28 protein-coding genes are annotated in these 26,947 nt (G+C 72.9%); 17 read left to right on the top strand and 11 right to left on the bottom strand.

What is annotated here, in order from left to right:
* Positions 1-75: 75 nt before the first annotated feature.
* From ACLJPY_RS29085 to ACLJPY_RS29070, 4 genes are all read left to right on the top strand, one after another.
* A complete protein-coding gene (locus ACLJPY_RS29085; protein WP_410593200.1) occupies positions 76-1,701 on the top strand; it encodes a S8 family peptidase in 1,626 nt (541 codons plus the stop codon).
* Positions 1,698-2,273: an RNA polymerase sigma factor gene (locus tag ACLJPY_RS29080; RefSeq protein WP_410593198.1), complete on the top strand. Its 576-nt coding sequence runs from the start codon at positions 1,698-1,700 to the stop codon at positions 2,271-2,273. The genes ACLJPY_RS29085 and ACLJPY_RS29080 overlap by 4 nt, the downstream gene beginning before the upstream one ends.
* Positions 2,270-2,755, top strand: a complete 486-nt coding sequence (locus tag ACLJPY_RS29075; RefSeq protein ID WP_410593197.1) for a hypothetical protein — start codon at positions 2,270-2,272, stop codon at positions 2,753-2,755. Before ACLJPY_RS29080 ends, ACLJPY_RS29075 begins: the two co-directional genes overlap by 4 nt.
* A gap of 111 nt (positions 2,756-2,866) precedes the next feature.
* Positions 2,867-5,413, top strand: a complete 2,547-nt coding sequence (locus ACLJPY_RS29070) for a CHAT domain-containing protein (RefSeq protein ID WP_410593196.1) — start codon at positions 2,867-2,869, stop codon at positions 5,411-5,413.
* 253 nt (positions 5,414-5,666) lie between these two features.
* Here ACLJPY_RS29070 and ACLJPY_RS29065 read toward each other — a convergent pair whose 3' ends face one another.
* Entirely contained in the window at positions 5,667-6,650 is a 984-nt protein-coding gene (locus tag ACLJPY_RS29065) for a small ribosomal subunit Rsm22 family protein (RefSeq protein ID WP_410593194.1), read from the bottom strand.
* Positions 6,651-6,798: 148 nt separating this feature from the next.
* Here ACLJPY_RS29065 and ACLJPY_RS29060 point away from each other — a divergent pair, with 148 nt between their 5' ends.
* The 3 genes from ACLJPY_RS29060 to ACLJPY_RS29050 are packed head-to-tail and all read left to right on the top strand — an operon-like array spanning position 6,799 to position 8,882.
* Complete coding sequence (locus ACLJPY_RS29060) at positions 6,799-7,224, top strand: YciI family protein (protein ID WP_410593193.1); 426 nt, start codon at positions 6,799-6,801, stop codon at positions 7,222-7,224.
* Positions 7,224-7,574, top strand: coding sequence for a YciI family protein (locus tag ACLJPY_RS29055; RefSeq protein ID WP_410593192.1), 351 nt, complete (start codon positions 7,224-7,226; stop codon positions 7,572-7,574). Before ACLJPY_RS29060 ends, ACLJPY_RS29055 begins: the two co-directional genes overlap by 1 nt.
* A 42-nt stretch (positions 7,575-7,616) precedes the next feature.
* Positions 7,617-8,882 carry an RNA polymerase sigma factor gene (locus ACLJPY_RS29050; protein ID WP_410593190.1) on the top strand — a complete coding sequence of 422 codons (1,266 nt, stop codon included), beginning with the start codon at positions 7,617-7,619 and terminating at the stop codon, positions 8,880-8,882.
* On the opposite strand, the gene ACLJPY_RS29045 is transcribed toward ACLJPY_RS29050, so the two are convergent.
* The 4 genes from ACLJPY_RS29045 to ACLJPY_RS29030 form a co-directional block, all read right to left on the bottom strand.
* Positions 8,879-9,430 (bottom strand): HD domain-containing protein, encoded by a 552-nt coding sequence (locus tag ACLJPY_RS29045; protein WP_410593189.1) that lies wholly within the window; start codon positions 9,428-9,430, stop codon positions 8,879-8,881. The two genes, ACLJPY_RS29050 and ACLJPY_RS29045, sit on opposite strands and share 4 nt — an antisense overlap.
* Positions 9,431-9,440: 10 nt before the next feature.
* Positions 9,441-11,132: an L-lactate permease gene (locus tag ACLJPY_RS29040; protein WP_410593188.1), complete on the bottom strand. Its 1,692-nt coding sequence runs from the start codon at positions 11,130-11,132 to the stop codon at positions 9,441-9,443.
* A gap of 23 nt (positions 11,133-11,155) precedes the next feature.
* Positions 11,156-11,938 (bottom strand): IclR family transcriptional regulator, encoded by a 783-nt coding sequence (locus ACLJPY_RS29035; protein WP_410593186.1) that lies wholly within the window; start codon positions 11,936-11,938, stop codon positions 11,156-11,158.
* A 653-nt stretch (positions 11,939-12,591) separates the two neighbouring features.
* Positions 12,592-13,155: a helix-turn-helix domain-containing protein gene (locus ACLJPY_RS29030; RefSeq protein ID WP_410593184.1), complete on the bottom strand. Its 564-nt coding sequence runs from the start codon at positions 13,153-13,155 to the stop codon at positions 12,592-12,594.
* Positions 13,156-13,232: 77 nt separating this feature from the next.
* On the opposite strand from ACLJPY_RS29030, the gene ACLJPY_RS29025 reads away from it, so the two are divergent.
* From ACLJPY_RS29025 to ACLJPY_RS28995, 7 genes are all read left to right on the top strand, one after another.
* Positions 13,233-14,126 carry an NADP-dependent oxidoreductase gene (locus tag ACLJPY_RS29025; RefSeq protein WP_410593182.1) on the top strand — a complete coding sequence of 298 codons (894 nt, stop codon included), beginning with the start codon at positions 13,233-13,235 and terminating at the stop codon, positions 14,124-14,126.
* A 92-nt stretch (positions 14,127-14,218) separates the two neighbouring features.
* Positions 14,219-15,412 carry a MurT ligase domain-containing protein gene (locus ACLJPY_RS29020; RefSeq protein WP_410593540.1) on the top strand — a complete coding sequence of 398 codons (1,194 nt, stop codon included), beginning with the start codon at positions 14,219-14,221 and terminating at the stop codon, positions 15,410-15,412.
* Entirely contained in the window at positions 15,405-16,127 is a 723-nt protein-coding gene (locus ACLJPY_RS29015; RefSeq protein WP_410593181.1) for a type 1 glutamine amidotransferase, read from the top strand. Before ACLJPY_RS29020 ends, ACLJPY_RS29015 begins: the two co-directional genes overlap by 8 nt.
* 69 nt (positions 16,128-16,196) lie before the next feature.
* Positions 16,197-17,585 carry a sensor histidine kinase gene (locus ACLJPY_RS29010; RefSeq protein ID WP_410593180.1) on the top strand — a complete coding sequence of 463 codons (1,389 nt, stop codon included), beginning with the start codon at positions 16,197-16,199 and terminating at the stop codon, positions 17,583-17,585.
* The gene (locus tag ACLJPY_RS29005; protein ID WP_410593179.1) at positions 17,585-18,265 is read left to right on the top strand and encodes a response regulator transcription factor; all 681 of its coding nucleotides are present in this window, start codon (positions 17,585-17,587) and stop codon (positions 18,263-18,265) included. Before ACLJPY_RS29010 ends, ACLJPY_RS29005 begins: the two co-directional genes overlap by 1 nt.
* Before the next feature lie 392 nt (positions 18,266-18,657).
* Complete coding sequence (locus ACLJPY_RS29000; RefSeq protein WP_410593178.1) at positions 18,658-19,218, top strand: GvpL/GvpF family gas vesicle protein; 561 nt, start codon at positions 18,658-18,660, stop codon at positions 19,216-19,218.
* Positions 19,219-19,292: 74 nt separating this feature from the next.
* On the top strand, positions 19,293-19,820 hold the full coding sequence (locus ACLJPY_RS28995; RefSeq protein ID WP_410593177.1) for an NHL repeat-containing protein: 528 nt from the start codon (positions 19,293-19,295) through the stop codon (positions 19,818-19,820).
* Here ACLJPY_RS28995 and ACLJPY_RS28990 read toward each other — a convergent pair.
* The 3 genes from ACLJPY_RS28990 to ACLJPY_RS28980 are packed head-to-tail and all read right to left on the bottom strand — an operon-like array spanning position 19,817 to position 21,374.
* The gene (locus tag ACLJPY_RS28990; protein WP_410593176.1) at positions 19,817-20,218 is read right to left on the bottom strand and encodes a CoA-binding protein; all 402 of its coding nucleotides are present in this window, start codon (positions 20,216-20,218) and stop codon (positions 19,817-19,819) included. The two genes, ACLJPY_RS28995 and ACLJPY_RS28990, sit on opposite strands and share 4 nt — an antisense overlap.
* A 23-nt stretch (positions 20,219-20,241) precedes the next feature.
* The gene (locus tag ACLJPY_RS28985) at positions 20,242-20,814 is read right to left on the bottom strand and encodes a hypothetical protein (RefSeq protein WP_410593175.1); all 573 of its coding nucleotides are present in this window, start codon (positions 20,812-20,814) and stop codon (positions 20,242-20,244) included.
* A 56-nt stretch (positions 20,815-20,870) separates the two neighbouring features.
* The gene (locus ACLJPY_RS28980; protein WP_410593173.1) at positions 20,871-21,374 is read right to left on the bottom strand and encodes a VOC family protein; all 504 of its coding nucleotides are present in this window, start codon (positions 21,372-21,374) and stop codon (positions 20,871-20,873) included.
* Between the two features lie 137 nt (positions 21,375-21,511).
* Between ACLJPY_RS28980 and ACLJPY_RS28975 the strand changes: the two genes are divergently transcribed.
* Together ACLJPY_RS28975 and ACLJPY_RS28970 are read left to right on the top strand one after the other, a co-directional pair.
* Positions 21,512-22,318, top strand: a complete 807-nt coding sequence (locus ACLJPY_RS28975; RefSeq protein WP_410593172.1) for a 2-keto-4-pentenoate hydratase — start codon at positions 21,512-21,514, stop codon at positions 22,316-22,318.
* Between the two features lie 23 nt (positions 22,319-22,341).
* Complete coding sequence (locus tag ACLJPY_RS28970; protein ID WP_410593538.1) at positions 22,342-23,055, top strand: 2-keto-4-pentenoate hydratase; 714 nt, start codon at positions 22,342-22,344, stop codon at positions 23,053-23,055.
* A 435-nt stretch (positions 23,056-23,490) separates the two neighbouring features.
* Here ACLJPY_RS28970 and ACLJPY_RS28965 read toward each other — a convergent pair whose 3' ends face one another.
* A complete protein-coding gene (locus ACLJPY_RS28965) occupies positions 23,491-25,404 on the bottom strand; it encodes an ABC transporter ATP-binding protein (RefSeq protein WP_410593171.1) in 1,914 nt (637 codons plus the stop codon).
* A gap of 40 nt (positions 25,405-25,444) precedes the next feature.
* On the bottom strand, positions 25,445-25,912 hold the full coding sequence (locus tag ACLJPY_RS28960; protein WP_410593169.1) for a DUF1579 family protein: 468 nt from the start codon (positions 25,910-25,912) through the stop codon (positions 25,445-25,447).
* 49 nt (positions 25,913-25,961) lie between these two features.
* Between ACLJPY_RS28960 and ACLJPY_RS28955 the strand changes: the two genes are divergently transcribed.
* Entirely contained in the window at positions 25,962-26,408 is a 447-nt protein-coding gene (locus tag ACLJPY_RS28955) for a MarR family winged helix-turn-helix transcriptional regulator (protein ID WP_410593168.1), read from the top strand.
* A 1-nt stretch (position 26,409) separates the two neighbouring features.
* Here the strand turns inward: ACLJPY_RS28955 and ACLJPY_RS28950 are convergent, their stop codons facing one another.
* A complete protein-coding gene (locus tag ACLJPY_RS28950) occupies positions 26,410-26,865 on the bottom strand; it encodes a winged helix-turn-helix transcriptional regulator (protein WP_410593166.1) in 456 nt (151 codons plus the stop codon).
* Between the last annotated feature and the right edge of the window lie 82 nt (positions 26,866-26,947).

The raw sequence follows: 26,947 nt of genomic DNA, 5'->3' as shown, positions 1-26,947 counted from the left end.
TCTCGGCCCGCGGGTCTTTCCCGGGTGCCGGCGGTGATCAATGGCGGGGGCAGAGGCAGCAGGAGGGTGGACCCGATGGTCGTCAGGTTCTTGCGGGACGAGACCGCGGAAGCAGCGACGGAGGACGCGAGCACGCTCAACGAGCTCCCGGCCCCGCCGAGACAGGTGCTCGACCGGCACGGCGCACGCGTGCTGGACCCGGCGACGGCCGTCGCCGGGGCCGGCCGGCCGGCCCCGCGCACGACCGTGTACCGGCCGGGCGTGTTCCTCATCCCGCAGAAGTACCTCCGCGACGAGCAGACGCTGGCCGCGATCAACGACGTGCTGGCCCGCATCGGCGTCCACGCGACGCCGTCCGGCCGCGACGGCGGCAAGGACGCCCGGCACGAGCACCTCGACGAACTGCCCGTGCGCGCCCTGCTGCGCGTGCGCGAAGACGCCGACCCGGTCGCCGTCGACTGCTGGAAAGCGCTCCAGTTGCTGCGGTCCGCCGCGTCGGGGGAGCGGCCCGTGCTCGACCCGGACATGGTCGCCCGGATCGCACCGGAGCACCTGCTGTTCACCACGCCGGTGTTCGGCGGGGTGCCGTGGGAGACCAGCGGCCTCGGCGGCACGCCGTGGGAGACCAGCGGGTTCGGCGCGGGCAGTTCCTACGGGCGCACCCGCGGGGCCAACCGGATCCCGGTGACGCTGGCCGCGGCCCCGCCGTACCGCAGCGAGGAACCGGCGCACCGGCGGCCGGTGATCGCCGTGCTGGACACCGGCATCGGCCCGCACCCGTGGTTCGGCCTGGCCGACCGCTCCGCGCCGCCGCCCGCCGGCGCCGGGCTCGCCGTCGCGCCCGGCATCCAGGCGGCGATCCTGCAGGGCGAGCTCGACTCCGGCACCACACTGCCCACCCAGCTGCTCTCGGACTACTGGGACGCGCCGACGACCGGGCAGCCGCTGATCGGCGACGTCGACACCGACACCGGGCACGGCCTGTTCATCGCCGGGATCATCCGGCAGGCCTGCCCCGAAGCCGACACCCTCGCGATCCGCGTGGTGCACAGCGACGGCGTCGCCTACGAAGCCGACGTCCTGCTCGCCCTGCACCTGCTCGCCGACCGCGTCCGCGCCGCGCAGGCGGACAACCGGCCCGAGGACATGGTCGACGTCGTCTCGCTGTCCTTGGGCTACTACGAAGAGAACCCGGTGGACGTGGCCTACACCGGCCTGTTCGGCGTGGCCGTCGCCGAGCTGCTGGGCCTCGGCGTGCTCGTCGTCGCCGCGGCGGGCAACGACGCCACCACGCGCCGGTTCTACCCGGCGGCCTTCGCCGACCAGCCGCTCGGCGGCGGCAGCGGCCCGCAGGTGATCAGCGTGGGTGCGCTCAACCCCGACGTCACGACGAGCAAGGCGCTGTTCTCCAACGAAGGCCCGTGGGTGCGCTGCTGGGCGACCGGCGCCGGGGTCGTCAGCACCTACCCGACCGACGTCTGCGGCACCGCGGCCGCCGACCACGAGGTGCCGGGGTTCGGCCGCAGCTCCTTCGACCCGGACGACTACAGCGCCGGTTTCGCCGTCTGGGACGGGACTTCGTTCGCCGCGCCGCTCGCCGCCGCCGAGCTCGGCAAGGCCCTGCTGCAGTCCGGCGACCTGGCCACGGTGGACCGCGAAACCGTCGTCAAGCGCGCCTGGACCGCGCTGGGCTCGCTGTGAACGTGGCCAAGACCGACCACACCCGCGTGGCGACCTTGTTCGACGCCGCGCGGACCGGCGACCGCGGGGCGCTGGACGAGCTGGTTTCCCTGCTCACGCCGTTGCTCTGGCAGGTCGCGCGTGACCAGGGACTCGACGCCGAGCACGCGGCCGACGTCGTGCAGACGACGTGGCTGCGGCTGCTCGGCTCGTTCGCGGAGATCCGCTCGCCGGTCGCGCTGACCGGCTGGCTGATCACCGTCACCAAACGGGAGGCCTGGCGCACGGGGGAACGGCGCCAGGTCGAGCGGCCGCTGCCGGAGCTCCCGGAGCGGCTTTCCGAAGCGGTGCCGGCACCCGAGGAGGGGGTGCTGCGCGAGGACCAGCGCGTGCGCTTGTGGCGCGCGGTGGACAACCTGCCCGAACGCTGCCGCAGCCTGCTGCGGATCGTGGCGTTCGTGCACCGGCCGGACTACGCCGAAGTCGGCGCCCGGCTGGGGATGCCGAGGGGGAGTATCGGCCCGACCAGGGGACGCTGCCTCGCGCGCCTGCGCGAGCAGCTACTCGCCAACGGCGAAGGAGATTGGCTGTGACCACCGTCGAACCACCAGGCGCGAACGAGCCCTTGGACGAGCTCGACTTCCGGCTGCTGGCCGGCGTGCGCGAGCTGTGGGAAGACGCCGACCCGATGCCCGCCACGCTGCTGGAGCAGATCCGGTTCGCGATCCAGCTGGAGGACGTCGACCTGGAGGTGATGCGCATCCGCGACCAGGAGCAGCTCGCGGTCGCGCGCAGTGCCGCGGAGCAGGGCAGGCTCATCACGTTCGACAGCGAGAGCCTGACGATCATGGTGAACGTGAGCCCGGAACCGGGCGGCACGATCCGCCTGGACGGCTGGCTCACCCCGCCGGCCGAGCACCCGATCGAGGTCCGCACCGCGAACGGCCCGCTGACCACGGCGTCCGACGCGGAGGGCCGGTTCGCCGTCGGCGGCGTGCCGCACGGGATGGTCCAGGTCCTGGTGCGCACGGTCGGCCGGTCGAGGACGGTGAGCACCCCGGCCATCGAGCTCTGAGCGCGGGCGGCGGACGGGGCTCCCGGCCGTCGGGCGCTGAAATCCGGAAGCTGCCTGATACCTCCGGTCCGGGGGTACGATCCGGGGCGTTCCCGGCCGGAAGGGCAGCCCGTGGTCGCGTCGCCGAGGGTCGAAGACCGGGTTCGCGACCTGCACCGGCGTGCGGTCGCGGCGACCAACAACGGCCAGCCGGTCGTCGGTGGGCGGCTGATCCGGTCCGCCGCGCGGCTGCTCGGCCTGCCCGCTGCCCAGGCACCGCCGGAGTGGCCGGCCTGGCCGGACCTCGCCACCCGCGTGCTCGGCACGTACGCGGCCGTCGAAACCGCGCTCGGCAACAGCGCCCGCGGGCTCGCGCTGCTCGACGAGGCCGACGTGCTCGTGTCGGACGCCGGGCGCGGGATCCTGCGGCAGCAACGCGGTCTCGTGCTCATCCTCATCGGCCGGATGGACGAGGCGCTGGCCTGCTTCGACGAGGCGATCCCGCTGCTGCGGCAGGCCGGCGAGTTCGTCGTGCTCGCCCGGACGCTGCTCAACCGCGCGATGCTGCACCAGTACGCCGGACGCGTCCGGCCGGCGCTCGCCGATCTCGACCAGTGCGAGCAGATCGGCGCCGGGCAAGCGTCGGAAGAGGGCCTGGAACGGATCTTCGCCAAAGCCGCGCACGGCCGCGGCCAGGCGCGGGTGCTCACCGGCGACATCCCCGGTGCCCTGCGGGACTTCGACGCGGCGAGCGGCTTCTACGCCGGGCAGAGCGTCGGGATGCTGCCGGTGCTGGCCGTCGATAAGGCGCGGGCACTGCTGGCCGCCGGGCTGCCCCACGAAGCTGCCGCCGAACTGGACGCCGCGCTGGAGCAGTTCCCGCGGCTGCGGATGAACCAGGAACACGCCGAAGCCGAGCTGACCAGGGCGCTGGCCGCGCTGGCGAGCGGCGACCCGGCCACCGCGCGCGGCTGGGCCGGCCGGGCCGAGCGCCGGTTTCGCCGTCGTGGCAACGAAACCTGGGCGGCGGTCGCGCAGCTGACCGTGCTGCGCGCGGACTTCGCGGCCGGGCGGCGGATCTCCCGCGTCGCCGCCGAGGCGACCGCACTGGCCGGCCGGCTCACCGGGCTGGGCCTGCGCAACGACGCGGAAATCGCCGCGCTGCTGGCCGCGCGGGCGCGGATCGCGCTCGGCGACCTCGACGGCGCCCGCGCCGGCATCGCGCCGCGCGACCGCCGGACCGCCCCGCTGGAAAACCGCCTGGTGCGGCGGCTCGCGCTGGCCGAACTCGGGGCCGCGAGCGGCCACCGGCGCGTGACGTTCGCGAACGCGCGGGCCGGCCTGGCGCAGCTGCAGCGGCACCGCAGCCGCTTCGGCAGCGTCGACCTGCAGACCGGGACGACGTCACTGGGCGAGGAACTCGCCGCCGCCGGGCTCGCCGCCGCGCTCGCCCAGCGCTCGCCGGGCGTGGTGTTCCGCTGGCTCGACCGGTCGCGCGCCCAGGCGTTCCGGTTCCGGCCGGTGCGCCCGCCCGCGCACCCGGAGACCGTCGACGCCGTCGCCGAGCTGCGGTTCCTCTCGATGCAGATCCGGGCGGGCGAGCTCGCCGGGAAGCCGGACGCCCAGGCCGTCAAGCGGTGTGCGGCGCTGGAACGGGAGATCCGGGCCAAGGGTTGGCAGGCCGAGGGCGCCGACGCCGGCCACGCCGAGGCGAAGCTGCGCGAAATCGGCGACGAGCTCGCGGCGACCGGCAGCGCCATGGTGTGCTTCCTCGCCGACCGCGGCGCGCTGTGCGCGCAGGTGATCGCGAACCACCGGGTGGCGCTGGTCGAGCTCGGCCCGGCGTCGGCCGTCGCCGAGCCGGTCGCGCGGCTGCACAGCGACCTCGACGCGTTGTGCGGGCGCCAGCTGCCGCCGCAGCTGGACCAGGTGATCCGCCGGTCGGTGCGGACGCAGGTCACCGCGCTGGACGCGATCCTGCTGGCCCCGCTGGCTTCCCGGCTCGGCGACCTCGACGTCGTCGTCGTGCCGACCGGCGCGCTTTCGGCGATCCCGTGGGGGCTGCTGCCGACCTTGCGCGGCCGCCCGGTGACGGTCACGCCGTCGTCGTCGGCCTGGTTCGACGCCGGCCGCCGGTCCGGGCGCGCGACCGGCCCGCCGCTGCTCGTCGCGGGCTCCGACCTGACCCACGCCGAGGCGGAGATCGCCCGGCTCGCGCCGCTGTACCCGGACGCGGAGGTGCTGACCGGCCCGCACGCGACGGTCGCGGCGACGCTCAAGGCGTTCGACGGCTGCCGGCTGGCCCACTTCGCCGCGCACGGCCACCACGAGCGGGAGAACGTCCTGTTCTCGCGGCTCAACCTGGCCGACGGGCCGTTGATGGCCTACGACGTCCAGCAGCTGGCGACGGCGCCGGAGCACGTTGTGCTGTCCTCGTGCGACGTCGGCCAGACGGTGGTCCGCGCGGGCGACGAGGTCCTGGGCTTCACGGCGGCGCTGCTCTACGGCGGCAGCCGCACGGTGGTTTCGAGCGTGGCCCGCGTCGACGACCGCACCGCGGGTGGCGTGATGCTGGCGTTCCACCGGGCGCTGGCGGTGGGCACGCCCCCGGCGCGGGCGCTGGCGGACGCGGCGCAGGCGGAACCGCTGATGCCGTTCGTCTGCTTCGGCCGCAGCTGACGCCCTGCTCGTGGACCCGCTCCCGGAGCGGATGTCAACGGTTCCCCGGCGGATCCGGCCCGACTTCACTCGATCGAGTGAAGCATGGAGCCGCGCGTCATTCCTGGGACGGGGTTCCCTCTTCCTCGGTGCGGCGGTAACCGGCCGGCACGCCCCCCGACTGGCCGGTTACCGCTGCGAGTTCCCTACTCACGGTGGCGCAGTCCCCGGCACGGCGGTGCGCTCCACCTTCACGTGCCGCTTCGCCGCCGGTTCAGGCGGAAGACCAGCCGTCGCCCCATTCGGCGTCGCGGGCGGCGCGGTACCGCGGGCCCTGCTTCTTCGAGACGGCAACCGCGGGCTTCAGCCCTTCGGAAGCCGTGCACAGGTCGAGCGCGACCCAGCCCTTGTGCTTCTTCGGGTGCCGGATGATCCGCGCGTCCGGCCGCTCGGGCTCGGTCCGCGACGCGACGACGTACGCGTACTTCTCGTCCTCGAACCCGAGCGTGCCCGCCTTGAGCTTCCGGTGCAGTCCCGAGCGCGGGAGCCGCGCGGCGAAGTGGCACCAGTCCGCGCCGGGCGCGATCGGGCACGCGCCGTCGTGCGGGCAGGGCGCGATGACGTGCAGGCCGAGTTCGATCAGCTGGGCGCGGGCGGCGCGGATCCGCTCGTAGCCCGCCGGTGTGCCGGGCTCGATCAAGGCGACCGCGCCGGCTTCGGCGGCCAGCCAGCGCACGACGTCGGCCCGGCCGGCCTCCGGGAGCTCGCCGAGCACGTAGGACAGCGTCACGAGGTCCGCTGCCGGGGCGGGCGCGGCGGGGTCGACGAGCCCGCGCCGCCACTCGGCGTCCCGGACCGCGGCCCGCCCGGCGCCCGCGGCGAGCCGCCTGCCGAGCCCGATGGCCCCGGCGACCTGCTCCAGCACGGTGCACTTGGCCAGCGAAGGCCACACGGCCGCGGCCGCCCACACGGCGGCGCCGGTGCCGCCGCCGACGTCGACCTGCGTACGCGGTTCGAAGCCGGGAGCGCGTAACGCGGCTTCGGCGAGCACAGCGTGTACGGCGGCGTAGGTCGCCGGCATGCGGTAGCCGGCGTAGGCGGCGACGTCGGCTTCGGAGCTGAGGATCGGCGAAGTCGCCGCGTCACCTCGGCGGTAGCGCGCGCTGAGCCGGTCGACGGACTGCGTCAGCCGGGCCACCGGGTGCCGGGCCAGCTCGTCGTCGAGCGCGGAGGAGAGGTCGTCGGGGAGTACCGCCACGGTCGAAGATTCTCCCCTGTCCGGATTGTCCGCCCGTCGCCCGGGCCCTGAGCTGCTAGCTTCCCGGAGCAAAACTTCTCCGGCGGACGCTGTCGATCCGGTGGCCGGTCGTTCGACGCGTGGGCAACGGCAACGAAGGGAGACCGCGGTGCGGTTCATGGTGATCACCAAGGCGAACGAGGACTTCGAGGCGGGCCGGGGCCCCAGCGCCGAGCTGCTGGCCGAGATGGGGAAGTTCAACGAAGAGATGGTCAAGGCCGGCATCCTGCTCGCCGGCGAGGGGCTGACGCCGAGCTCGCAGGGCGCGCGGGTCGTCTTCTCCGGTACCGCAGAGCCCCAGGTCGTCGACGGCCCGTTCGCCGAGACCAAGGAACTCGTCGGCGGCTTCTGGATCCTGCAGTGCCGCGACCGCGAAGAGTGCATCGAGTGGATCAAGCGGATGCCCAACCCCGACGGCCACGTCGGCGAGGTCGAGATCCGGCGCGTCGCCGAGGCGGCCGACTTCGAAAACATGACGCCCGAGGTCGAGGCGCTCGAGGGCCGCCTGCGCGTGCAGAGCGCCGGGAACGCGTGATGCGCTTCCTGGTGATGGTCAAGGCCGAGGCCGAGACCGACGCGCCCGGCTTCCAGCCCACCGCCACGGAACTGGCCGAGATGGCGCAGTTCAACGACCGGCTGTTCCGGGAGGGCCGCGTCGAGTACGCCGAAGGCCTGACCTCCAGCGCGGAAGGCGCGCGCATCCTCTTCCACGGCGAGGCCGAGCCGAAGGTCGTGGACGGGCCCTTCGCGGAGACGAAGGAGCTGATCGCCGGGTTCTGGGTGCTGAAGGGCGAGTCGCTCGAGGAGGTCGTGGCGCTGATGAAGCAGGCCCCCGGCTGCGAGACGCGGACCGGGGTGCTGGAGATCCGCCCGATCGACGAGTAGCAGCGGGTTGCACCCCGCCGCCGCACCCTGTCTGATGGCCGGGTGACGGTTGCGGACGCCCGGAGAACGGTCGAAACGGTCTGGCGGATCGAGTCGCCGCGGCTCATCGCGGGCCTGGCCCGGATGGCCCGCGGTGACGTCGGCCTGGCCGAGGAACTGGCGCAGGACGCGCTGGTCGCGGCGCTGGAGCAGTGGCCGGAGTCCGGCGTGCCCCGCAACCCCGGCGCCTGGCTGATGACCATCGCCAAGCGCCGCGCGATCGACCAGTTCCGCCGCAACGAGCGGTACGCGGAGAAGCTCGAAGAAGTCGGGCGCGACCAGCGGCTCGGCGACGGCGTGCTGCCCGACTTCGACGCCGCGCTCGACGACCACATCGAGGACGACGTCCTCCGCCTGCTGTTCGTCGCCTGTCACCCGGTGCTGAACACCCAGGCCCGGGTCGCGCTGACGCTGCGCATGCTCGGCGGCCTGACCACCGACGAAATCGCGCGGGCCTTCCTGGTCCGCGAATCGACGATCGCCCAGCGGATCGTGCGGGCGAAGAAGGCACTGACCGCGGCGAAGGTGCCCTTCGAGGTGCCGGAGGGCGAGGAGCGCGTCGCCCGGCTTTCCTCCGTGCTCGAGGTGATCTACCTCGTGTTCAACGAGGGCTATTCGGCCACCCGCGGTGACGACTGGATGCGGCCGGCGCTGTGCGAGGAGGCGATGCGGCTCGGCCGCGTGCTCGCCGGCCTGATGCCGGACGAGTCCGAGGTCCACGGCCTGGTCGCGCTGATGGAGCTGCAGGCGTCCCGCGCGAAGGCCCGCACCGGCCCGAACGGCGAACCGGTGCTGCTGCTGGACCAGGACCGCTCCCGGTGGGACCGCTTCCTGATCCAGCACGGCCTCGCGGCGCTGGCGTTGTCGGAGCAGATCGCCGAAGGCGCGTACGGCCCGTACTCGGCCCAGGCGGCCATCGCGGCCTGCCACGCGCGCGCCCGGACGGCCGAGGAGACGGACTGGGCGCTGATCGCGGCGCTCTACGAAGGCCTCGGCAAGCTCCAGCCGTCCCCGGTGATCGAGCTGAACCGCGGGGTGGCGGTGGCGATGGCGTACGGACCCGAGGCGGGCTTGGCGGTCGTCGACGCGGTGGCCGGGGAGGCCGCGCTGAAGGACTACCACCTGCTGCCCAGCGTCCGGGGCGACCTGCTGGAGAAGCTCGGCCGGCTGCCGGAAGCCGAGCAGGAGTACCGGCGGGCGGCGGAGATGACGGAGAACTCCCGCGAGCGGGAGCTGCTCCTCAACCGCGCGAAGGCCGTCAGCGGCTAGCGACCTCGCCACGCGAGCGGCGACAGCGTCAACGCCGCTTCGGCGACCTTCCGCGCGGTCTCCGTCTTGAGGCCCTTCCGCGCCGACGCGATCCACTCGTCGACCGGCCGGACGCCGATGTCGCGGTACTCCAGGGCCTGCAGCAGCATCTCGAGCTTGTCCGCGTCCTTGGCGCACAGCGCTTCCGCCGATTCCCGGGTCTCGTACTCGTCCACCGCCGCGCGCACCAGCTCGCGCGAGCGCTCCGGCAGCGACGCCGTCTGGTCGGCGGTGATGTCCCGCGGTTCCGGCTTGCGCAGGTATTCGGCGGCGGTCAGCGGCAGGTCGCCGGTGCGCGTCTCCTGCGTGTCGTGCCACAGCGCGAGGAACGCGGCCCGCTCCGGCGACGCGCCTTCCTCCACCGCGATCAGCGCCGCGAGCTGGGCGGCGCGGAGGCTGTGCTCGCCGACCGATTCCGGGTCGCGGACGCCCGCGTGCCACCAGCCGGACCTCCTGATGCGCTTCAGGAGCCCGAGCTCGTAACCGAAGGACGCCAGCGGCTCACTCATGCCGCCCAGCCTAGGGGGACGGGATCATCGCCGTCAGGATCGTCGCCTGCAGGAGCGAAATGACGCCGACGACCGCGGTGAGCAGCAGCGACCACAGGAACGTCTGCCGCAGCAGCGAGCCTTCCTTGCCGCTCTGGCCGATCGCCGTCGCGCCGATCGACAGGTTCTGCGGCGAGATCATCTTGCCCATCACGCCACCGGACGTGTTCGTCGCGCCGGCCAGGACCGGGTTGAGGTTCAGCTGCTGCGCCGAGATCACCTGCATGGGGCCGAACAGGCTGTTCGTCGACGCGTCCGAGCCGGTGAGGAACACGCCCAGCCAGCCGATGTACGCCGAGAACAGCGGGAACACCGCGCCGGTCGTCGCCAGGGCCAGGCCCAGGGTCTGCGTCGCGCCCGAGTAGTTCATCACGAACGCGATCGCCAGGATCGTGAAGATCGTCGCCAGCGCCCAGCGCATCTGGAACAGCGTCTTCCGGTACGTCGTCAGCAGCAGCTTCGGCCGCGCGCCCATGGCGAACCCGGCGATCACCGCCGCGACGAGGGCGACCGTGCCGGGCGAGAACAGGAAGTCGACGGTCAGCGTCGCCGCGTACGGCGTGCTCTTCGCGGTGATCGGCGGGTGCTGGACGACGTGGTTGTGCAGCCCCGGCCACGCGAAGACCCAGTCCGCCCGGTGCAGCAGCTTGGTCAGGTCGAGCCAGACGGGAAGGTTCTTGAAGATCGTGCCGATCCGCGACAGGAAGATCGCCAGTACCAGGATGGTGTATGGCGTCCACGCGTACAGCGCGCCGCGTTCGGCCTGGGCGGCACCGAGGCTCTTGACAGCGCTTTCCGCGCTTTCGCCTTCGAACCGCCAGACGGCCGCGGGCTGCCAGAACCGCGTCAGCACCCACAGCGCGGCCATCGCCGTGAGCGCGGCGAGGACGTCGACCAGGCTGGCGCTGATGTAGTTCGACGCGGTGAACTGCATGGCCGCGAACGCGAGCCCGGCGGTGAGCACCGCGGGCCACACCTCGAGCATGCGCTTCCAGCCGGCCAGCACGACGACGAGGAACGCCGGGACGATCAGCGCCAGCACCGGGACCTGGCGGCCGACCGCGGCCGAGAACAGCTCGGTCGCCTGGTCCGGCTTGAGGTGCATGATCGGCGCGGTCAGCCTGCCCAACACGATCAGCGGGTTGCCGAGGCCGCCGAATGCGACGGGTGCGGTGTTCGCCAGCAGCGCCAGCACGACGGCCTTCACCGGCGGGAACCCGAGCGCGGCCAGCATGGCCGCGGTGATCGCGATCGGCGACCCGCCGCCGGCGACGCCTTCGAGCAGCGCACCGAAGCCGAACGCGATGAGCAGCGCCTGCAGCCGCCGGTCCTCGCTGAACCCGGCGAGGACGCGCTTGATGGCGTCGAAGCGGCCGGTGGCGACGGTGACGTTGTGGAAGTACACGGCGTGGAAGGCGATCCACGCCACCGACCACACCCCGAAGACGACACCCATCGCGGCGGAGCCGAACGCCAGCGCGGCGGGCATCCGGTACAGCAGCAGGGCGACGCCGAGCGCGGTGACCAGCGCCAGCGCGGCCGAGAGGTGCGCGGAGAAGCGGATCACGCCGAGCGAAACGAGCAGCACGATGATCGGCAACGCGGCGAGCAGCGCGGAGACCCACAGCCCGCCCGCCGGCTGGTAGTCCTGGATCCAGGTCACGTCGGCTCCTTGTCCGGGGTTGGTCAGGCCGGCCGGCTCCGGACGTACCCGAGCCGCAGCGAGAGGGCGGCGGCGGTCCCGGCGACGGAGGCCCCGAGTTCGTCGAGCCGCCGCAGCACGCGCGGCGCGGGCCCGGCGATGCTGATGGCGGCGATCGGCCGTCCCGAGTGGTCCCGCACGGCGGCGGCGACGCAGCCGACGTCCGGCTCGTTCTCGACCTCGTCGACGGCCCACCCGCGGCGGCTCGTTCTGGCGAGTTCGTCGAGCAGCCGGTGCGGATCGCTGATCGTCTTGAGGGTGAGCGGATCGAGCTTCATCCGGCGCACGCGTTCGAGCCGGTCAGCTTCGGGCAGGGCGGCGAGCCACGCCTTCCCGAGCGAGGTGGCGTGCTGCGGCCGCCGCGTCCCGAGCCGGCACGCGAGGGTGACGGCACTGGCACTGCGTTCGGTGGCGACGTAGACCATGGTGTCGTTGTCCGGGACGGCGAGGTAGGTGGTCTCCCCGGACCGTTCGGCGAGCGAGGCGAGGTACCGCGGAGCACACCGGTGCAGATCGGTGGCGGCCATGGCCCGCGCCCCGAGTTCGACGAGCCGGGTCCCGAGCCGCACGCGCCCGGTGACCTGGTCGGCTTCGAGGTACTCGAGGTTCTTCAGGGTCCCGACGATGCGGTAGGCGGCGCTGCGGGAAAGCCCCAGTTGCCGCGCGATCGCATTGGTGGAAATCTCCTGGTGCCGCCCGACGTGCTCCAGCACGGCGAGGCCGCGTTCGAGGGTTCCGCTTTGTTCCAGCCCGCGTTCCGGTCCCACGCTGCCCTCCGTTGGACGTTTTCCCGCTCAGCGGCACGCCTTTCCGCTGGCTGGGGTTGGACGGTAACACCTCCGATGTATCTGCGGTAGATCTTGGAATAAGTCGGAACAATGCGAGTGGTTGTGGATGCTAATTGGTTCAACATCCGATGGTTAAGTTTCCTACCTATGGCGGTTGTGCGGGTGTTGACGGGCGCGTTCGACCGGTTCGACGGGGGTTTTGTTCATATCCGTGAATGGGTGGGTGTTGTGAACAGGGGGAGCGCAATGTGGACAAACCGGCTCGGGGATGCGTTCTTCCGCGGTTGTTGTCGGTCCGCGCCGATACGCTGGACCCGGGGGGCGCCCCCGCGGGAGGGGTGGGTTTTCGGCTCGCGGGGCTCGGTGGCCGGCGCGGGTTCGTTCCGGGGGTTTGCGGAGGTGTGAACCCGCGACGACCGGCGCGATGACCGGCGCGGGTTCGGCCCGGCGGGTTGCGCAGGCGCGAACCCGCAGCGACCTGCCGCCGCGGGCCGCGGGTGGCGCCGGTGGTCGGCGGGTGACCTTCCGCTCCCGGAGCGCAGCGCAGGCCGAGTGCGGGGCTGTCGTTCCCTGGGGGACCTCCCGCCCCAGGACGGGCAGATGGCCGTCAGGCGGGGTCCGCCGGTGACCGCTCAGGAACCGACCGCCGCCCGAACCTCCTCGAGCGCCACCCGCGCAGCCGCACCGAACTCCTCGACCTCCCCATCACTCCACCGCTCATAAGCGATCTTCATCGCCAACGCCCCCAGCTCCGCCGCCACCCGCGCAGGCAGCTCCCCAACCCCCCGTTCCCGCAACGCGTCAACCACCGCCGCCGTCAGGGCCAGGCCCTTCAGTGCCTCCCGCTCCCGCAGCTCCGGGTGCGCCTCGATCACCGCCCGCCGCTGGACGCTGAACTCCCGGCGGGACGCCGTGAACGCCTCGCGTCCCATCGCCTCCAACCCGAGGGCCACCGCCTCGAACGGGTCGACCGGCGAAGGAGCGGCGGCGACGGCCGCGCCCAGTACCGAGGCGAGCGTCCCGTTGCCGAACAGCACCTCCCGCTTGTCCTGGAAGTGCCGGAAGAACGTGCTCTTCGTCAGCCCCGCGCGCCGGGCGATGTCGATCACCGTCGTGTTCTCGTACCCACGCTCCGCGAACAGCTCGAGCGCTGCCCTGCTCAGCCGCTCCGGGGCGTTCGGTTCCCAGCGAGCCATGGTCACCAGCTTACGGCACCAAGTCCCGTCAAAGCGTGTACGGTGATGAGACCAAGTCCCATTACGAGGAGGTCCCCATGAGCCGAGCCGTCGTCTACGAAAAGTTCGGTGGGCCCGAGGTGCTCGACCTGCGCGAAGTTCCCGAACCGCACGCCGGACCCGGTGAGGTGCGCGTGCGCGTCACCGCCGCCGGGCTGAACCCCATGGACTGGGGCCTCGCCGCCCGGCCCGAGGCCGCCGCGCGGTTCGGCATCACGCTGCCGTCCGGCTTCGGGTACGACTTCGCCGGCGTGGTCGACGAAGGCGGCCCGCGGGCCGCCGCCGGCGCTCGGGTCTACGGCGGGGCGCTCGGGCGGGCCGTTGCCGACTACGTCATCGTCAAGGCGGAAGACTCGCTCTTCCCCACCCCGGACGGCGTCAGCGACGAAGTCGCGAGCACGCTCCCGGTGGCCGGCGCTTCCGCCGCCGCCGCGCTGGCCGCCGTCGGCCTCCGGGAGGGGGACACCGTCCTGATCGGCGGGGCCGCCGGCGGTGTCGGCATCTTCGCCGTCCAGCTCGCGAAGCTGGCCGGTGCCACCGTCATCGGCACCGCTTCCGAAGCCACCTTCCCGTTCCTGCGCGAGTTCGGCGCCGAGCCCGTCGCCTACGGACCCGGGCTGGCCGGCCGGGCCGGGAAGCCGACCGCGGCCATCGACCTCTTCGGCACCGAAACCGCGGAAGCCGCGCTCGAACTCGGGGTCCCGCCCGAGCGCATCGCCACGATCGCCGCCGGGCCCAACCCGCCGGGCGGCGTGCGGGCCACCGGGGGCTACGACGCCGAGCCCGGGGCCGTCGAGCGGATTGCCGACGCGGTCGCCGCCGGGCGGCTCACCGTGCCCGTCGCCGCCGTCTTCCCGGTCGACCGGATCCGTGACGCCGTCGCGCTGCAGGCCGGGCGGCACGTCCACGGCAAGGTCGTCGTGACGCTGTAGAGATCGGGGTCACGGACTCAGGAAAATCACAGCGCCCGGCAGGCACCATCCAGCCGGTGCCCGTCCGAAGTCCCCTCCGCACCCGCGCGTCCGTGGCCGCCGGGCGGCTGACCGCCTGGCTGTCCCGCAGCTCGGGGCTCGGCCGCGGCGGCATGATCGGCGGCCGCGTCACGCTGGCCCTCGATCCCGCCGCCCTCCGCCGCCTCGGCCGTGAACGCACCGTCGTGCTCGTCACCGGCACCAACGGCAAGACGACGACGTCGCTGATGCTCACCCGCGCGCTGGAAACGCTGGCCGAGGTCGCCGCCAACAGCGACGGCTCGAACATGCCCGACGGTGTCCTCGCCGCGCTGACTGCCCGTCCCGGCGCGCCCTACGCGGTCCTGGAGGTCGACGAGACCTACGTGCCGTGGGTGGCCGACCAGGTCCGGCCCGCCGTGCTGGTGCTGCTCAACCTGAGCCGCGACCAGCTCGACCGGGTCGGCGAGGTCCGGGCCATGGAACGCGACCTGCGGGCCGCCGTCGCGGGACTGCCGGGCACGGTGGTCGTCGCGAACTGCGACGACGTCCTGGTGACGTCCGCGGCGAGCGCGGCCGCGAAGCTCGTGTGGGTGAGCACGGGCCGCCGCTGGACCGGCGATTCGACGGCGTGCCCGCGCTGCGAAGGCCGCGTCGAAACCCACGAACGGCACTGGAGCTGCGAGTGCGGCCTCGCCCGGCCGGAGCCGGCCTGGACGCTCGAAGGCGACCTCGTCCGGACGCCTGGTGGCCGCGAAGTCGACCTCGACCTGCGGCTGCCCGGCGAGGTCAACCGCGCGAACGCCGCACTCGCGCTCGCCGCCGCGCACCGGCTGGGCGTCCCGCCGCACACCGCCGCGGCGCGGCTGCGGACCATCACCGACATCGGCGGCCGCTACCGGACGATCCGCCGGTCGCGGCACTCCGTGCGGCTGATGCTGGCGAAGAACCCGGCCGGCTGGGTGGAGACGCTGCGCGTGCTGGACGAGGACACCCCGGTCGTCGTCGCGGTCAACGCCCAGGAAGCCGACGGCCGGGACCTGTCCTGGCTGTGGGACGTGCACTTCGAGCGGCTCCGCGGGCGCCAGGTGGTCGTCACCGGCGAGCGCGGCGCCGACCTCTCGGTCCGGCTCTGCTACGCCGAGGTCGCGCACTGGGCCGAGCCGGACCCGGTCGCCGCGATCGACGCGCTGCCGCCCGGCGCCGTCGAGCTGGTCGCCAACTACACCGCGTTCCGCGACCTGGTGGGCAGGCTGCCCGGTGGCTGACTCGATTGTCCACATCGGACTGCTGCTGCCGGAGGTGCTGGGCACCTACGGCGACACCGGCAACGCCCAGGTGCTGAGCAAGCGGCTGCAGTGGCGCGGGCTGGACGCCGAGGTGGTCCCCGTCGGCCTCGGCGAGCCGGTTCCGTCCACTTTGGACCTGTACTTGCTCGGCGGCGGCGAGGACGGCGCCCAGGCGCTGGCCGCCGCGCACCTGCGCAAGTACCCGGGCCTGCGGCGGGCGGTCGCGGGCGGCGCGGTGGTGTTCGGCGTGTGCGCCGGCCTCCAGGTGCTCGGCACCCGCTTCCGCGGCCTCGACGGCGTCGAGCACGACGGGCTCGGCCTGCTCGACGTCACCACCGAAGCCGGCGAGCAGCGCGCGGTCGCCGAGCTCGTGGCGACGCCGTCCCGGCTCCTGGACGGGCAGGCGCTGACCGGGTTCGAGAACCACCTGGGCCTCAGCAAGCTCGGCACCGACAGCGAGCCGCTCGGGCGGGTCGTGCGCGGCACCGGCAACGGCGACGGCACCGAGGGCGCGGTGACCGACCGGGTCGTCGGCACCTACCTGCACGGCCCGGCGCTCGCCCGCAACCCCGCGCTGGCCGACCTGCTGCTGGCCTGGACGGTCGGGCACCCGCTCGGCCCGCTCGACCTGCCCGAGGTCGAACGCCTGCGCTCGGAACGGCTCGCCGTCCCGCGCCGCCGCCGGGGCGCGTGAGGAGTGGCCGCGGGCGCCCCGCCGCTGGTCCGCCCGCGCGCGGGGCTCGCCCGTGGTTACGCTGCGTTGGTGAGATTGGGCAGGGTGATCGCCGCGACCGGCGTCCGGATGCGCACCACCGCGGTGGCGGTGTTCGCGCTCGCGCTGGCCATCGCCGCCGCGGGCGTGGTCGTGGTCTTCCTGCTCGAAGAGTCGCTCGACCGCAGCGTCACCGAGAGCGCCCGCAGCACCGGGCGGCAGGTCGCCATCCAGCTCGTCCGCGAAGGTGCGCGTGACCTGAGCGCGAGCGACGTCGCCAGCACCGGGGACACCGAAGCCGTCACACAGGTCCTGGACGCGCGGGGGACGCCGATCGCGAGCGACCCGGCGATCGTCGGCCACCCGCCGCTGACCACGGCCCGCCCGGCCGTCGGGCAGGAGACCGTCGAAACGCTGCCGCTCGGGCTGAACGGCGACAGCAACGACTACCGCGTGGTGTCCCAGGAGGTGAACGGGCCGGGCGGGCCGTTCACCGTGATCTCCGCGCGCTCGCTGGAGCCGGTGACGGAGGCGTCGACGCGGTTGACGCTGCTGTTCGGGCTGATCGCCGTGCCGCTGCTGGCGATCGCCGGGCTCGCCGTGTACCGCGCGGTCGGTTCGGCGCTGCGGCCGGTGGAACGGATGCGCCGGACCGTCGCCGAGATCTCGACGCGCGACCTCGCCGCGCGCGTGCCCCTGCCACCGGGCGGCGACGAGGTGCACCGGCTGGCCGTGACGCTCAACGAAATGCTGTCCCGGCTCGCGTCGGCCCAGGCCGCGCAACGCCGGTTCGTCGCCGACGCCAGCCACGAACTGCGCTCGCCGCTGTCGACGATCAGCACCGCGCTCGACGTCTCCGGGCGGCACCCGGAGAGCACCGGGGACCTGGTGCCGGTGATCGCCCGGGAGACCGCGCGGCTGCGTGAGCTCGTCGACGACCTGCTCATGTTGGCCCGCACCGACGACGCGACCGACCGGCCGCAGCGCGCCGAAGTCGACCTCGACGACATCGTCCGCGCCGAGGCCGAGCGGCTCCGCGGCGAAAGCACGGTGGACGTCGAGGTCCGGGCCGGCCCGGCCAAGGTGCACGGCAGCGAGGCCCAGCTGCGGCGGGCCGTGCGGAACCTGGTCGACAACGCGCGCGGGCACGCGCGCACGCGCATCCGCGTCAGCAGTTCGGTGCGCGGCGACCTCGCCGTCGTCGAGGTGAGCGACGACGGCCCCGGCGTCGGGGAAGCGGACCGGGAACGGATCTTCGAGCGGTTCGTCCGGCTCGACGCGTCACGCCAGCGCGGGCACGGCGGGACCGGCCTCGGCCTGCCGATCGTGGCCGGCATCGCGGCGCGCCACGGCGGCCGGGCGCGCTACGCCGAGTCCGGCGAACCGGGCGCGCGGTTCGTGATCGAGCTGCCGGTGATCGACCTGCCGAAGGAGGAGTAGTGCGCCTGCTGATCGTGGAGGACGAGCGCGAGTTCGCGGAGACGCTGCGGCGGGGGCTGGTCGCCGAGGGGTTCACCGCCGACGTCGCGCACACCGGTCGCGAGGGCCTCTGGCGGGCGACCGAGCACGCGTACGACGTCGTGGTGCTCGACATCATGCTGCCCGAGCTGTCCGGCTACGAGGTGCTCAAACGCCTGCGGGCGGCGGAAAACTGGACGCCGGTGCTGATGCTGACGGCGAAGGACGGCGAGTACGACGAAGCCGACGCGTTCGACCTCGGCGCCGACGACTACCTGTCCAAGCCGTTCTCCTTCGTCGTGCTCATCGCCCGGCTGCGGGCGCTGCTGCGCCGCGGCGCCCCGGCCCGGCCGGCCGTGCTGGAGGCGGGCGACCTGCGGCTCGACCCCTCCGCCCGGACCGTCCACAGGGGACAGAAGCGGATCGAGCTCACCGCGCGGGAGTTCGGCCTGCTGGAGTTCCTGCTGCGGCGGGCGGGCACGGCGCTGTCGAAGAACGAGATACTGAGCCACGTCTGGGACGCGCACTACGACGGCGACGAGAACGTCGTCGAGGTGTACATCGGTTACTTGCGGCGCAAGATCGATGCGCCGTTCGGCACGCACACCATCGAGACGGTCCGCGGGGTGGGCTACCGGCTGGTGGACGTTACTCTATCGTGATCGATCGGGCGGTTTCCGGTAATTGGTGCCGCCGGGCGTCCGCGGGTTGCGCCATCTGCTCCCGCCGGTTGCCGCGGACCGCCCAATCGTTCCGGCGAACCGGTGAAAAATCCCGTGATCCAGCGCTCATCCGTGCGATTGTCCCGGTTGCTACGGTGAGTATCAACCGACGAGGAAAGCGATGACGAAATCGCCGCCCTTGCGCTGTGCCGGAAACACTTGAATCGGAAGTCCGGCGGGAAATCCGTTTCCCGGCACGGAGGATCACCGGTTCCGGAAAGGAAGGTCGACACATTGGCTTTTTCGTCCGATTCTTCGGCGAACATTGCGGCGGGTGTGCCGGCCGGGGTGGTGGCCAACCGGATGACCGGCGGCGTCCCCGTCGAACAGCCGTGACGCTGCAGCTCTACGGCGTCGTGCGGGCCGGGCACCCGCGGGCGCCGCGGACGGTGTGCTGGGAGGACCTCGCGATGGTCGTCGGCGAGCCCGAGCCCGATCCGGCAGCGCACCTGGCGGTCGTGTCCGCGCTGGTCGAGGGCGGCCCGGTGCTGCCGGTCCGGTTCGGCACCGTGGCCGAGGACGAAGCCGCCGTCCGGACCGAGGTGCTCGCCCCGGCCGCGGACACCCACCGCGCCGACCTCGACCGGCTCGACGGCCTGGCCGAGGTGCACGTCTGCCTCCGGTTCACCGAACCGGGGTCGGCGTGGCGGGCGGCCCGCTCGGACGTCCTGCTCGCGCGGGTCGCCGAACGGGCCCGCGACTCCGTGGCGCTGCTGGCGGGGGAGAGCGCCGACGAGCGGTGGGCGTTCCTGGTCGGGCTGGGCGACCTGCTCGTCGTGCGCGAAACCGTCGCCGGGCTCGGCCGCGACGACGGCGTCCAGGCCGACTGGCTCGGGCCGCTGCCGGCGTACAGCTTCCTCGGCCGCCGGACGTGCTCGCGCTGGAGCTGGTGAGCGGAGGCGGAACAGTCGCTGAACACTCCTCCCGCCGCTGGCCGCCGTGGCTCGCGGCCGGTGATCCTGGTGCCGTGACCAGCAGTGAAGTCGCCGCGCTCCCGCGTTCGTTCGGCGGCCCCGGCGCCGGGCCGGGGCAGTTCCGCGCCCCGGCCGGGATCGCCGTCGACACGCGCGGCCGCGTGTGGGTGGCCGACACCGGCAACGACCGGGTCCAGGCGTTCACCCGTGACGGCGCGCTCGTGCGCGTCCTGGCCGGGCGGCTCAAGGCGCCGGAAGGAGTGGCGGTCGACGCGGCGGGCAACGTCTACGTCGCCGACACCGGGAACCGCCGTGTGGTCCAGTTCTCCTGGCGGGGCGGGTTCGTGCGCGAATTCTGCGGCCTGGCGCGGCCGCGCGCCGTCGCGCTCGACCAGGCCGGGCGGTTGCTGGTGGACGACACCGGGCGCGTGGCCCGCTTCGACACCCGCACAGGTGCCGCCTTGCCTGACACGTCCGAGCCGATCGGCTCCCCGCGGGACATGGCCGACGACGGCGCGGGCGGTGTCTGGGTCGCCGAGACCGGCAACCACCGCATCGTCCACTTCGGAGCGTCCGGCTAGCTCTTCGAGATCGAGGCGGTCGCGCGGACGACGGCCGTGCACCGGTTTTCGACGTAGGCGAGGCCGCCTTCTTCGGCGATGCGGCGCGCTTCGGCGGAGACGATGCCCTGTTGCAGCCACAGCGCCTTGGCGCCGATCTCGACGACGTCCCGCGCGATGCCCGGTGCTTCCGGCGACGGCCGGAAGACGTCGACGAGGTCCACCGGCTCGGGGATGTCCTTCAGCGACCGGTACACCTTCTCGCCGAGCAGCTCGGTCGCGGTCGGGTGCACCGGGATGATCCGGAAGCCGTGCGCCTGCAGGACCGCCGGGACGCCGTGCGCGGCCTTGGCCGGATCGCGGCTCAGCCCGACGACGGCGATGGTGTTCGCACCGGCGAGGATTTCCTCTGCGTTCATACCGGGGGAACGCGCGACCGGCCTCAAAGCTTCCAGAGCCGCAGGCCGCGGACCCGGTAGACCGGCCACACGACGTGCCACGGCTTGCGGTGGGCGAAGGTCGCGGCGCAGGTGAGGATGTTGCGGGCGGATGTCGTCGCCACTTCGTGGCGGTCGGCCCAGGTCGCGCCCTTGGCACCGACGGCGATCCGGAACACGGTCAGCAGGCCGCGGCCCTGGAGGTCGTACTTCGCGCCGGTGTCCCCGGAGCCGGGGGCCAGCTCCGCGATTTCGGCGCCGAACGCGCGGGCCGCCTGCGGCGCGACTTCGGCAGGCACCGCGCCGACGCTGCGGGTGATCGCCTTGCCGTGCATGCGCCGCGCGTAGCGGAACACCAGCGCGCGCTCCCACCACGGCAGCAGGCGGTGGTGGGCCAGCAGTGCGGCGCATTCGCCGTGTCCGATGGCGAAGATGCTGGTCAGCTCGTCGTAGGCGCCGTTCGTGGCGGGCTCGTTCAGGTGCAGCCGCACCTCGAAGCGGGTGCGCGCGGTGAGTTCGTCGAGCTGCTCACGGCGATCGAGCCGTGCCTTCGCGCGGGAGAGCGACCAATCGGACATCGGACCTCCAGACGTCGCGCACAGGGTATGCGGCGCGCGACGCCCGGACCACGCTTTCAGCCGATCTTCTCGCCGTACATCTCGCCGAGCGGGTCGGAGATCAGCTCGACGCGGGCCCCGTCCGGGTCGGACAGGTAGATGGACGTCTTGCTCTCCAGCAGGTACTGGACGCCGGCTTCGTCGAGCTTGTCCTTGATGGCGGTCCAGCGTTCCGGCTCGACGGACAGGGCCAGGTGGTGCAGTCCACCGAGGACTTCGGCGTACGGGCCGAGGTCCAGGCCCGGCAGGTCGAAGAAGGCGACCGCGTTGCCGTTGCCGACGTCGAAGAAGAAGTGGCTGGAGCCGGGGTAGTCGCGGTTTTCGATCAGCTCGGTGAGGGGGAAGCCGAGGATGTCCTGGTAGAACTCGATGGTCCGCTCGACGTCGCTGGAGATCAGCGCGGTGTGGTGGATGCCGCGGCCGTTCGTCGCCGGGCGGTCGGCGGCCGGGTGCAGGTGGCGTTCACGCAGCGCGTCACGGGCTTCGGCGAGCTTGGTGACCTCGGCCTGGGTCGGTGCCATGTCCCTCACGTCCTTCCTGGTGGTCACTTCAAGGTACGCCCGATTTATCTCGCGCGCAAGAGATTGCCTGGCGAGAGTTCCGTTGGGCGGAACGTCGTCGCTTGTGCGTGCCGGGTGCGCACGGCAGAGTCGCCGGGGTGGATGTCAGCGAGGTGCAGGCGGCCGCATCGGCCCTGGCGCGGGCGTGCGCCACGCGCGAGCCGATCGAGCCGCTGATCAAGACGTATCCCGGCGCGGGTGTCGAGGACGCGTACCGGATCCAGCAGGAGCAGGTGCGGCACCGGGTCGACGGTGGCGACGCCGTCCGCGGGCACAAGGTCGGCCTCGCGTCGGCGGCGATGCAGCGGCAGATGGGCGTCGACCAGCCCGACTACGGGCACCTCACCGGCAGCATGTTCCACCTGGAGCACCAGCCGATCCCGACGTCGGCGTTCCTGCAGCCGCGGATCGAGCCGGAGATCGCGTTCGTGCTCGGCTCGGCCCTGCGCGGCCCGGGTGTCACGGTCGCCGACGCGGTCCGGGCGGTGGACTTCGTGCTGCCGTCACTGGAGATCGTCGACTCCCGCATCCGGGACTGGAAGATCTCGCTCTTCGACACGATCGCGGACAACGCGTCGTCGGGCGGGGTGGTGCTGGGCAGCAGCCCGACTTTGCTTTCGGCCGCGGACCTGCGTCTCGCGGGCTGCGTGCTGTACCGGAACGGCACGGTGGCGGCGACCGGCGCGGGCGGCGCGGTGCTCGGGTCGCCGTTGAACTCGCTGGTGTGGCTGGCGAACACGGTGGGGCCGCTGGGCGTCACCCTCGAACCGGGGCACGTCGTGCTGCCGGGGTCGATGACCCGGGCGATCCCGGTGTCCCCGGGCGACACGGTCGTCACCACCATCGCCGGCGTCGGCAGCGTCACCGCGGTCTTCGCTCCTGCTCCTGCATCGGAGGACGCGTGAACGTGCGAGAAGCAGCGGCTTCGTTGTTGGCCACGGTTTCGGAGCGCACGCCGCTCTCGGCCGACTGGCCGGAGCTGGACGTCGACACGGCGTACGCGATCCAGGACGAGGCGCTGCGGCAGCGCCGGGCCCGCGGCGAGACGCTGATCGGGGTGAAGCTGGGGCTGACGTCCCGCGCCAAGCAGCAGCGGATGGGCATCGACGCGCCGCTGCTGGCCTGGCTGACGGACGCGATGGTGCTCCCGGCGGGTGTCCCGGTGCCGTCGCTGATCCACCCGCGCGCGGAGCCGGAACTGGTGTTCGTGCTGGGCCGCCGTCTCGCCGGCCCGGGCGTGACGGCGGCAACGGCGCTGGCCGCGGTCGACCGCGTGTACGGCGGCATCGAGGTGATCGACAGCCGGTACGCGGACTACCGGTTCACGCTCCCGGACGCGGTGGCGGACAACGGCTCGTCGGCGTACTTCAGCGTGGGCCCGGTGGGTCTGCCGCCTGCCGCGCTGGACCTCTCGCTGGAGGCGGCGCTGCTGGAGGTCGACGGCCAGATAGTGGACACGGCAACGGGAGCGGCGGTCCTCGGCCACCCGGCGGAGGCCCTGGCCCTGGCGGCGAACACCCTCGCGGCGCGCGGCTCGGCCCTGGAGCCGGGCTGGCTGGTCCTGACGGGCGGCATGACGGACGCGGTCCCGCTCCACCCGGCCACCCGAGTAGCAGCCCACTTCTCCCACCTAGGCTCCTAACCCTCACCCCCTGACCCCCACCCACCCGAGATACCCCTCCAATCACGCGAGATGCCCGCCCAATCACGCGAGATACGCGCCCAATCACGCGAGTTCCGCCTGCAATCACGCGAGTGACGCGAACCGGACCAGCGAACTCGCGTACCTGAAGGGTCGGTTCGCGTACCTGGAGGGTCGGATTGCGTACCTGGAGGGTCGGCCGGCGAGCCGACCGCCGGGCCCGCCAGCCGACTGTCCGGGTACGCGGGCCGACCGCCTGGGTACGCGGGCCGACCGCCTGGGTACGCGGGCCGACCGCCTGGGTACGCGGGCCGACCGCCTGGGTACGCGGGCCGACCGCCTGGGTACGCGGGCCGACAGACTGGGTGCGGGGTTGGCTGGGTGGGGCGTGGCGGTACTGGGGTGCGTGAGGTGGGTGTTGGGCGGGGGTGGTGGTTATGGGGGGTCGTTGCGGTAGGCGCGGGCCTGGATTTCGTACAGCTCGTGGTAGACGCCGCCCGCGCGGATGAGGTCGTCGTGGGTGCCTTGCTCGATCAGTCTTCCCTTCTCCAGCACCAGGATCCGGTCCGCCGAGCGGATGTTGGCCAAGCGGTGGGTCACCAGGACCGTCGTGCGGCGGCCGCGGCCCGAACGGCTCGCGTGCTGCAAACCGGCGAACACGCGGGCCTCTGCGCGGGCGTCGAGCGCCGCCGTCGGTTCGTCGGCCACCAGGACCGACGCGTCGCGGTAGATGCCGCGGGCGATGCCCATGCGCTGCCACTGGCCGCCGGACAGGTCGTGGCCCTCGTCGAACTTCTTCGACAACACCGTGTGCTCGCCCGCCGGCAGGGAGCCGATCACCTCGTCCGCGCCCGAGTAGCCGACCGCTTCGCGCCACGCCTGGCGATCCGGGTCCGGGCGGCCGAGGCGGCCCACCGTGATGTTGTTCGCCGCCGTCATCGGCCACTCCGCCGGCTCCTGGGCGATCACCGCGATGTTCGCGTGCACCGATGCCGGGTCGGCGTGCGCGAGGTCGACGTCGTCCCAGCGGACCGTGCCTTCGTCCGGCGGGTACAGCCCGGTCAGCAGCTTGCCGAGGGTGGTCTTGCCCGAGCCGTTTTCGCCGACGAGCGCGACCACCTCGCCGCGCCGGATCGTCACCGACACGTCCCGCAGCGCCGGGCTCTCCCGGCCCGGATAGGTGAACGTGACGCCCTCCAGCCGGATCTCGGCCGGGTCGGCGGGCGCCGTCACCGACGTCGGCGGTGGTTGCCGCTTGCGGGATTCGGCGAGCAGCTCGTTGTAGAACCCGATGTAGAACGAATCCTCGTACAGCGAGTTGACCGCGCGCATGGTGTTGGACAGCGCTGTCGACGCCGTGCGCATCGCCAGCACCGCCGTGCCGGCCAGCGCCAGTTCCATCCCGCCGGTGTAGAGCAGCCAGCCGAGCACGAGGTACGCGACGGCCGTGCCGAAGCCGGCCGCCGCCCGCCCGCTGGTGCGCACCAGGTTGCTCCGGTGCGCCAGCCGGATCTCTTCGCGCGTGAGGCTCTGCGAGATCCGTCGGTACTCGCCGAGCAGCGGCTCCTGCAGCGTCAAGGCGTGCCGCTCGAGAGCCATCGAGCGCCAGGTGGCCACCTCCTCGACGACGGACTTGCGGATGTTGCGCCCGACGGTGTCCAGGAAGTGCCGGTAGTTCAGCTTCGCGACGCGCGCGGCCGCCCAGCCGTCGGCCGCCGCGGCGAGCAGCAGCACCGGGGCCAGCCACGGGTTGAGCAGCCCGGCCGTGAGCATCGCCGCCGCCAGCGAAATCACCGACGACGTCAGGTCCGCCAGCCGCCGCAGGCTCGTCTCGATCGCCCGCACCCCGAACCGCGCGCCCTGGCGGGCCAGCTCCCGGAAGTCCGCGTCCTCGAACGCGATCAGCGCGACGCGCACCACCGCGCCCGTCACCGCGTCGTCCGCCGCGGCGGTGACCCGTGGCCGCAGCGCTCCTTCGACGGCGGCAACGGCCGCGTCCAGCAGCGCCCGCGCCGCGTAGGACCCGGTGACGACCGCGATCGCCGGCAGGGACTGCAGCACCCGCTCCGGTGTCGGGCCCTGTTCGAGCAGCGCGGTGAAGACGTTGGCCGTGGCGAGCAGGCCGAACGCCGTGACGCAGCCGGAGACGACGTGCACGACGGCGGCCAGCAGCGTCAGCCGCGGCGACGTCCGCCACGCCAGCCGCAGCACGATCGAGATCGCGGTGGGCAGCGTGCGGACAGCCTGGCCGAAGCCCGCCGCGGCCACGCGTTCGTCGACGCGGGCCCACTCGGGCATCTTGACGTTCTCGACCCCGATCAGCGGGGGCGGCTCGGCGGTTCTGGTCACACCCCATCTGTACTCCGGGGGTCCGACAGTTTCCGGCCCGCTACTGGCCCGTCCGGGTGTACCGCGCGCGTAAAAACGGGCTGTACCCCGGGTTTTCACCCATCCGGACGTCGATTTCGTGCGTCAGCGTTTCGCCGTCCGGGGTGAGCCGGTGCCGGGCGACCCCGCGCGCGGTCTTCTTCTCCAGGGTCAGCGTCGCGCCGGTCCAGGTGCCGCGCGCGGCCGACTCGGGCGGGAAACCGTAGCTGTCGAAGCCGTACCAGAGCGTCTCTCCGGTGACCGGGTCGGCAGTGAAGACGTTGTGGCCGAGGAACTCCGAGCCGTCTTCCCGGCGCTGCCAGTAGTGCTGGACCACGGCGAAACCATTGAGCGCCAGGCGGTACTCGCAGTCCGCGTGCGCGGTCGAAGCCGGCGCCCACGGTGACGCGGCGAGTTCTTCGGTGCCGGTCCAGTCGCCGACGAACGCTTTCAGCGCTTCGTGTGCGGGACCGAGTCGGGGCATGTCCATGGTCGTCTCCGTTTCGACAGGTACCTGTCGATGTGCGAGACTAGCACGCATGCGGTCGCCTCGAGCCGAAACGTTCACCCGCGTCATCGACGCCGTCTTCGCGTGCAACGGCGGCTTCCTCGCCGCGGGTGACGCGCTCACCGGACCGGTCGGGCTGACGGCGGCGCAGTGGCAGGTCCTCGGCTTCCTCGAGGACGGCCCGGCGACCGCGGCGGAGGTGGCCCGCCGCCGTGGGCTGCGCCGGCAGAGCGTGCAGGAGACGGTGAACCGGTTGCTGCGCAACGGAATGCTCGACCGCCGGCCGAACCCGGACGACGCGCGGGCGCCTTTGTTGTCGTTGACGCGGCGGGCGCGCGCGGCGATGCGGGCCTTGGGGGCGGCGCAGGTCGAGTGGGCGGAAGAGGTGGCGGCCGAGGTGCCGACGGCGGATCTGGAGACGACGTTGCGCACGCTGCAGCGGTTGCGTGAAATCGTGTCCGGGCCGCCGCTCGGGTAGCTCAGCGGGTCGCGCCCGGGCCGGCCAGCAGGTCGACGTCGTTGGCGTGCATCGGCTCACCGCAGTGGGCGCAGCGCAGGTCGACGCTGCTGATTTCGCCGCACGCGTGGTGGCGGTAGAGCACCGGCGGGCCCGCCGGGCCGGCGAGCCACTTGTCGCCCCAGCGGGTCATCGCCATCAGCATGTCGACCAGTTCGGTGCCCTTTTCGGTCAGGACGTACTCGTAGCGCGGACGGCGGTCGTACGGGCGGCGGTCGAGGACGCCCGTTTCGACCAGGTGGTTCAGCCGTTCGGTGAGCACCTTGCGCGAGATGCCGAGGTCCGCCTGGAGCTGCTCGAACCGGCTGATGCCCGCCCACACGTCCCGCAGGATCAGCGGTGACCAGGGTTCGCCGATGACGTCGAGCGTGCGCGCGATCGAGCACGCGGCCAGCTCGCTGAAGTTCGTGCGCTGCATGGGACGAGATTAGCACTTGGGGTTCCCTGAAGGAACTCGAGCTGCTACGGTTCTGGAGTCTCTTGAAGGAACTCAGAGAGGA

It is taken from the genome of Amycolatopsis sp. lyj-23 (genome assembly GCF_046549135.1).
GTDB lineage: Bacteria > Actinomycetota > Actinomycetes > Mycobacteriales > Pseudonocardiaceae > Amycolatopsis.
The sequence above is the reverse complement of the archived record's forward strand: the minus strand, read 5'-3'. Positions and strand labels throughout refer to the sequence as shown.

Bases quoted from the DNA above. Each gene is read 5' to 3' on its own strand.
- ACLJPY_RS28950 (WP_410593166.1), bottom strand. From the start codon at position 26,865: ATGCAGCGCACGAACTTCAGCGAGCTGGCCGCGTGCTCGATCGCGCGC.
- ACLJPY_RS28980 (WP_410593173.1), bottom strand. From the start codon at position 21,374: ATGGCACCGACCCAGGCCGAGGTCACCAAGCTCGCCGAAGCCCGTGAC.
- ACLJPY_RS29030 (WP_410593184.1), bottom strand. From the start codon at position 13,155: ATGGCTCGCTGGGAACCGAACGCCCCGGAGCGGCTGAGCAGGGCAGCG.
- ACLJPY_RS29045 (WP_410593189.1), bottom strand. From the start codon at position 9,430: ATGAGTGAGCCGCTGGCGTCCTTCGGTTACGAGCTCGGGCTCCTGAAG.
- ACLJPY_RS28985 (WP_410593175.1), bottom strand. From the start codon at position 20,814: ATGTCCGATTGGTCGCTCTCCCGCGCGAAGGCACGGCTCGATCGCCGT.
- ACLJPY_RS29055 (WP_410593192.1), top strand. From the start codon at position 7,224: ATGCGCTTCCTGGTGATGGTCAAGGCCGAGGCCGAGACCGACGCGCCC.
- ACLJPY_RS28990 (WP_410593176.1), bottom strand. From the start codon at position 20,218: ATGAACGCAGAGGAAATCCTCGCCGGTGCGAACACCATCGCCGTCGTC.
- ACLJPY_RS28960 (WP_410593169.1), bottom strand. From the start codon at position 25,912: ATGGACATGCCCCGACTCGGTCCCGCACACGAAGCGCTGAAAGCGTTC.
- ACLJPY_RS29025 (WP_410593182.1), top strand. From the start codon at position 13,233: ATGAGCCGAGCCGTCGTCTACGAAAAGTTCGGTGGGCCCGAGGTGCTC.
- ACLJPY_RS28955 (WP_410593168.1), top strand. From the start codon at position 25,962: ATGCGGTCGCCTCGAGCCGAAACGTTCACCCGCGTCATCGACGCCGTC.
- ACLJPY_RS29085 (WP_410593200.1), top strand. From the start codon at position 76: ATGGTCGTCAGGTTCTTGCGGGACGAGACCGCGGAAGCAGCGACGGAG.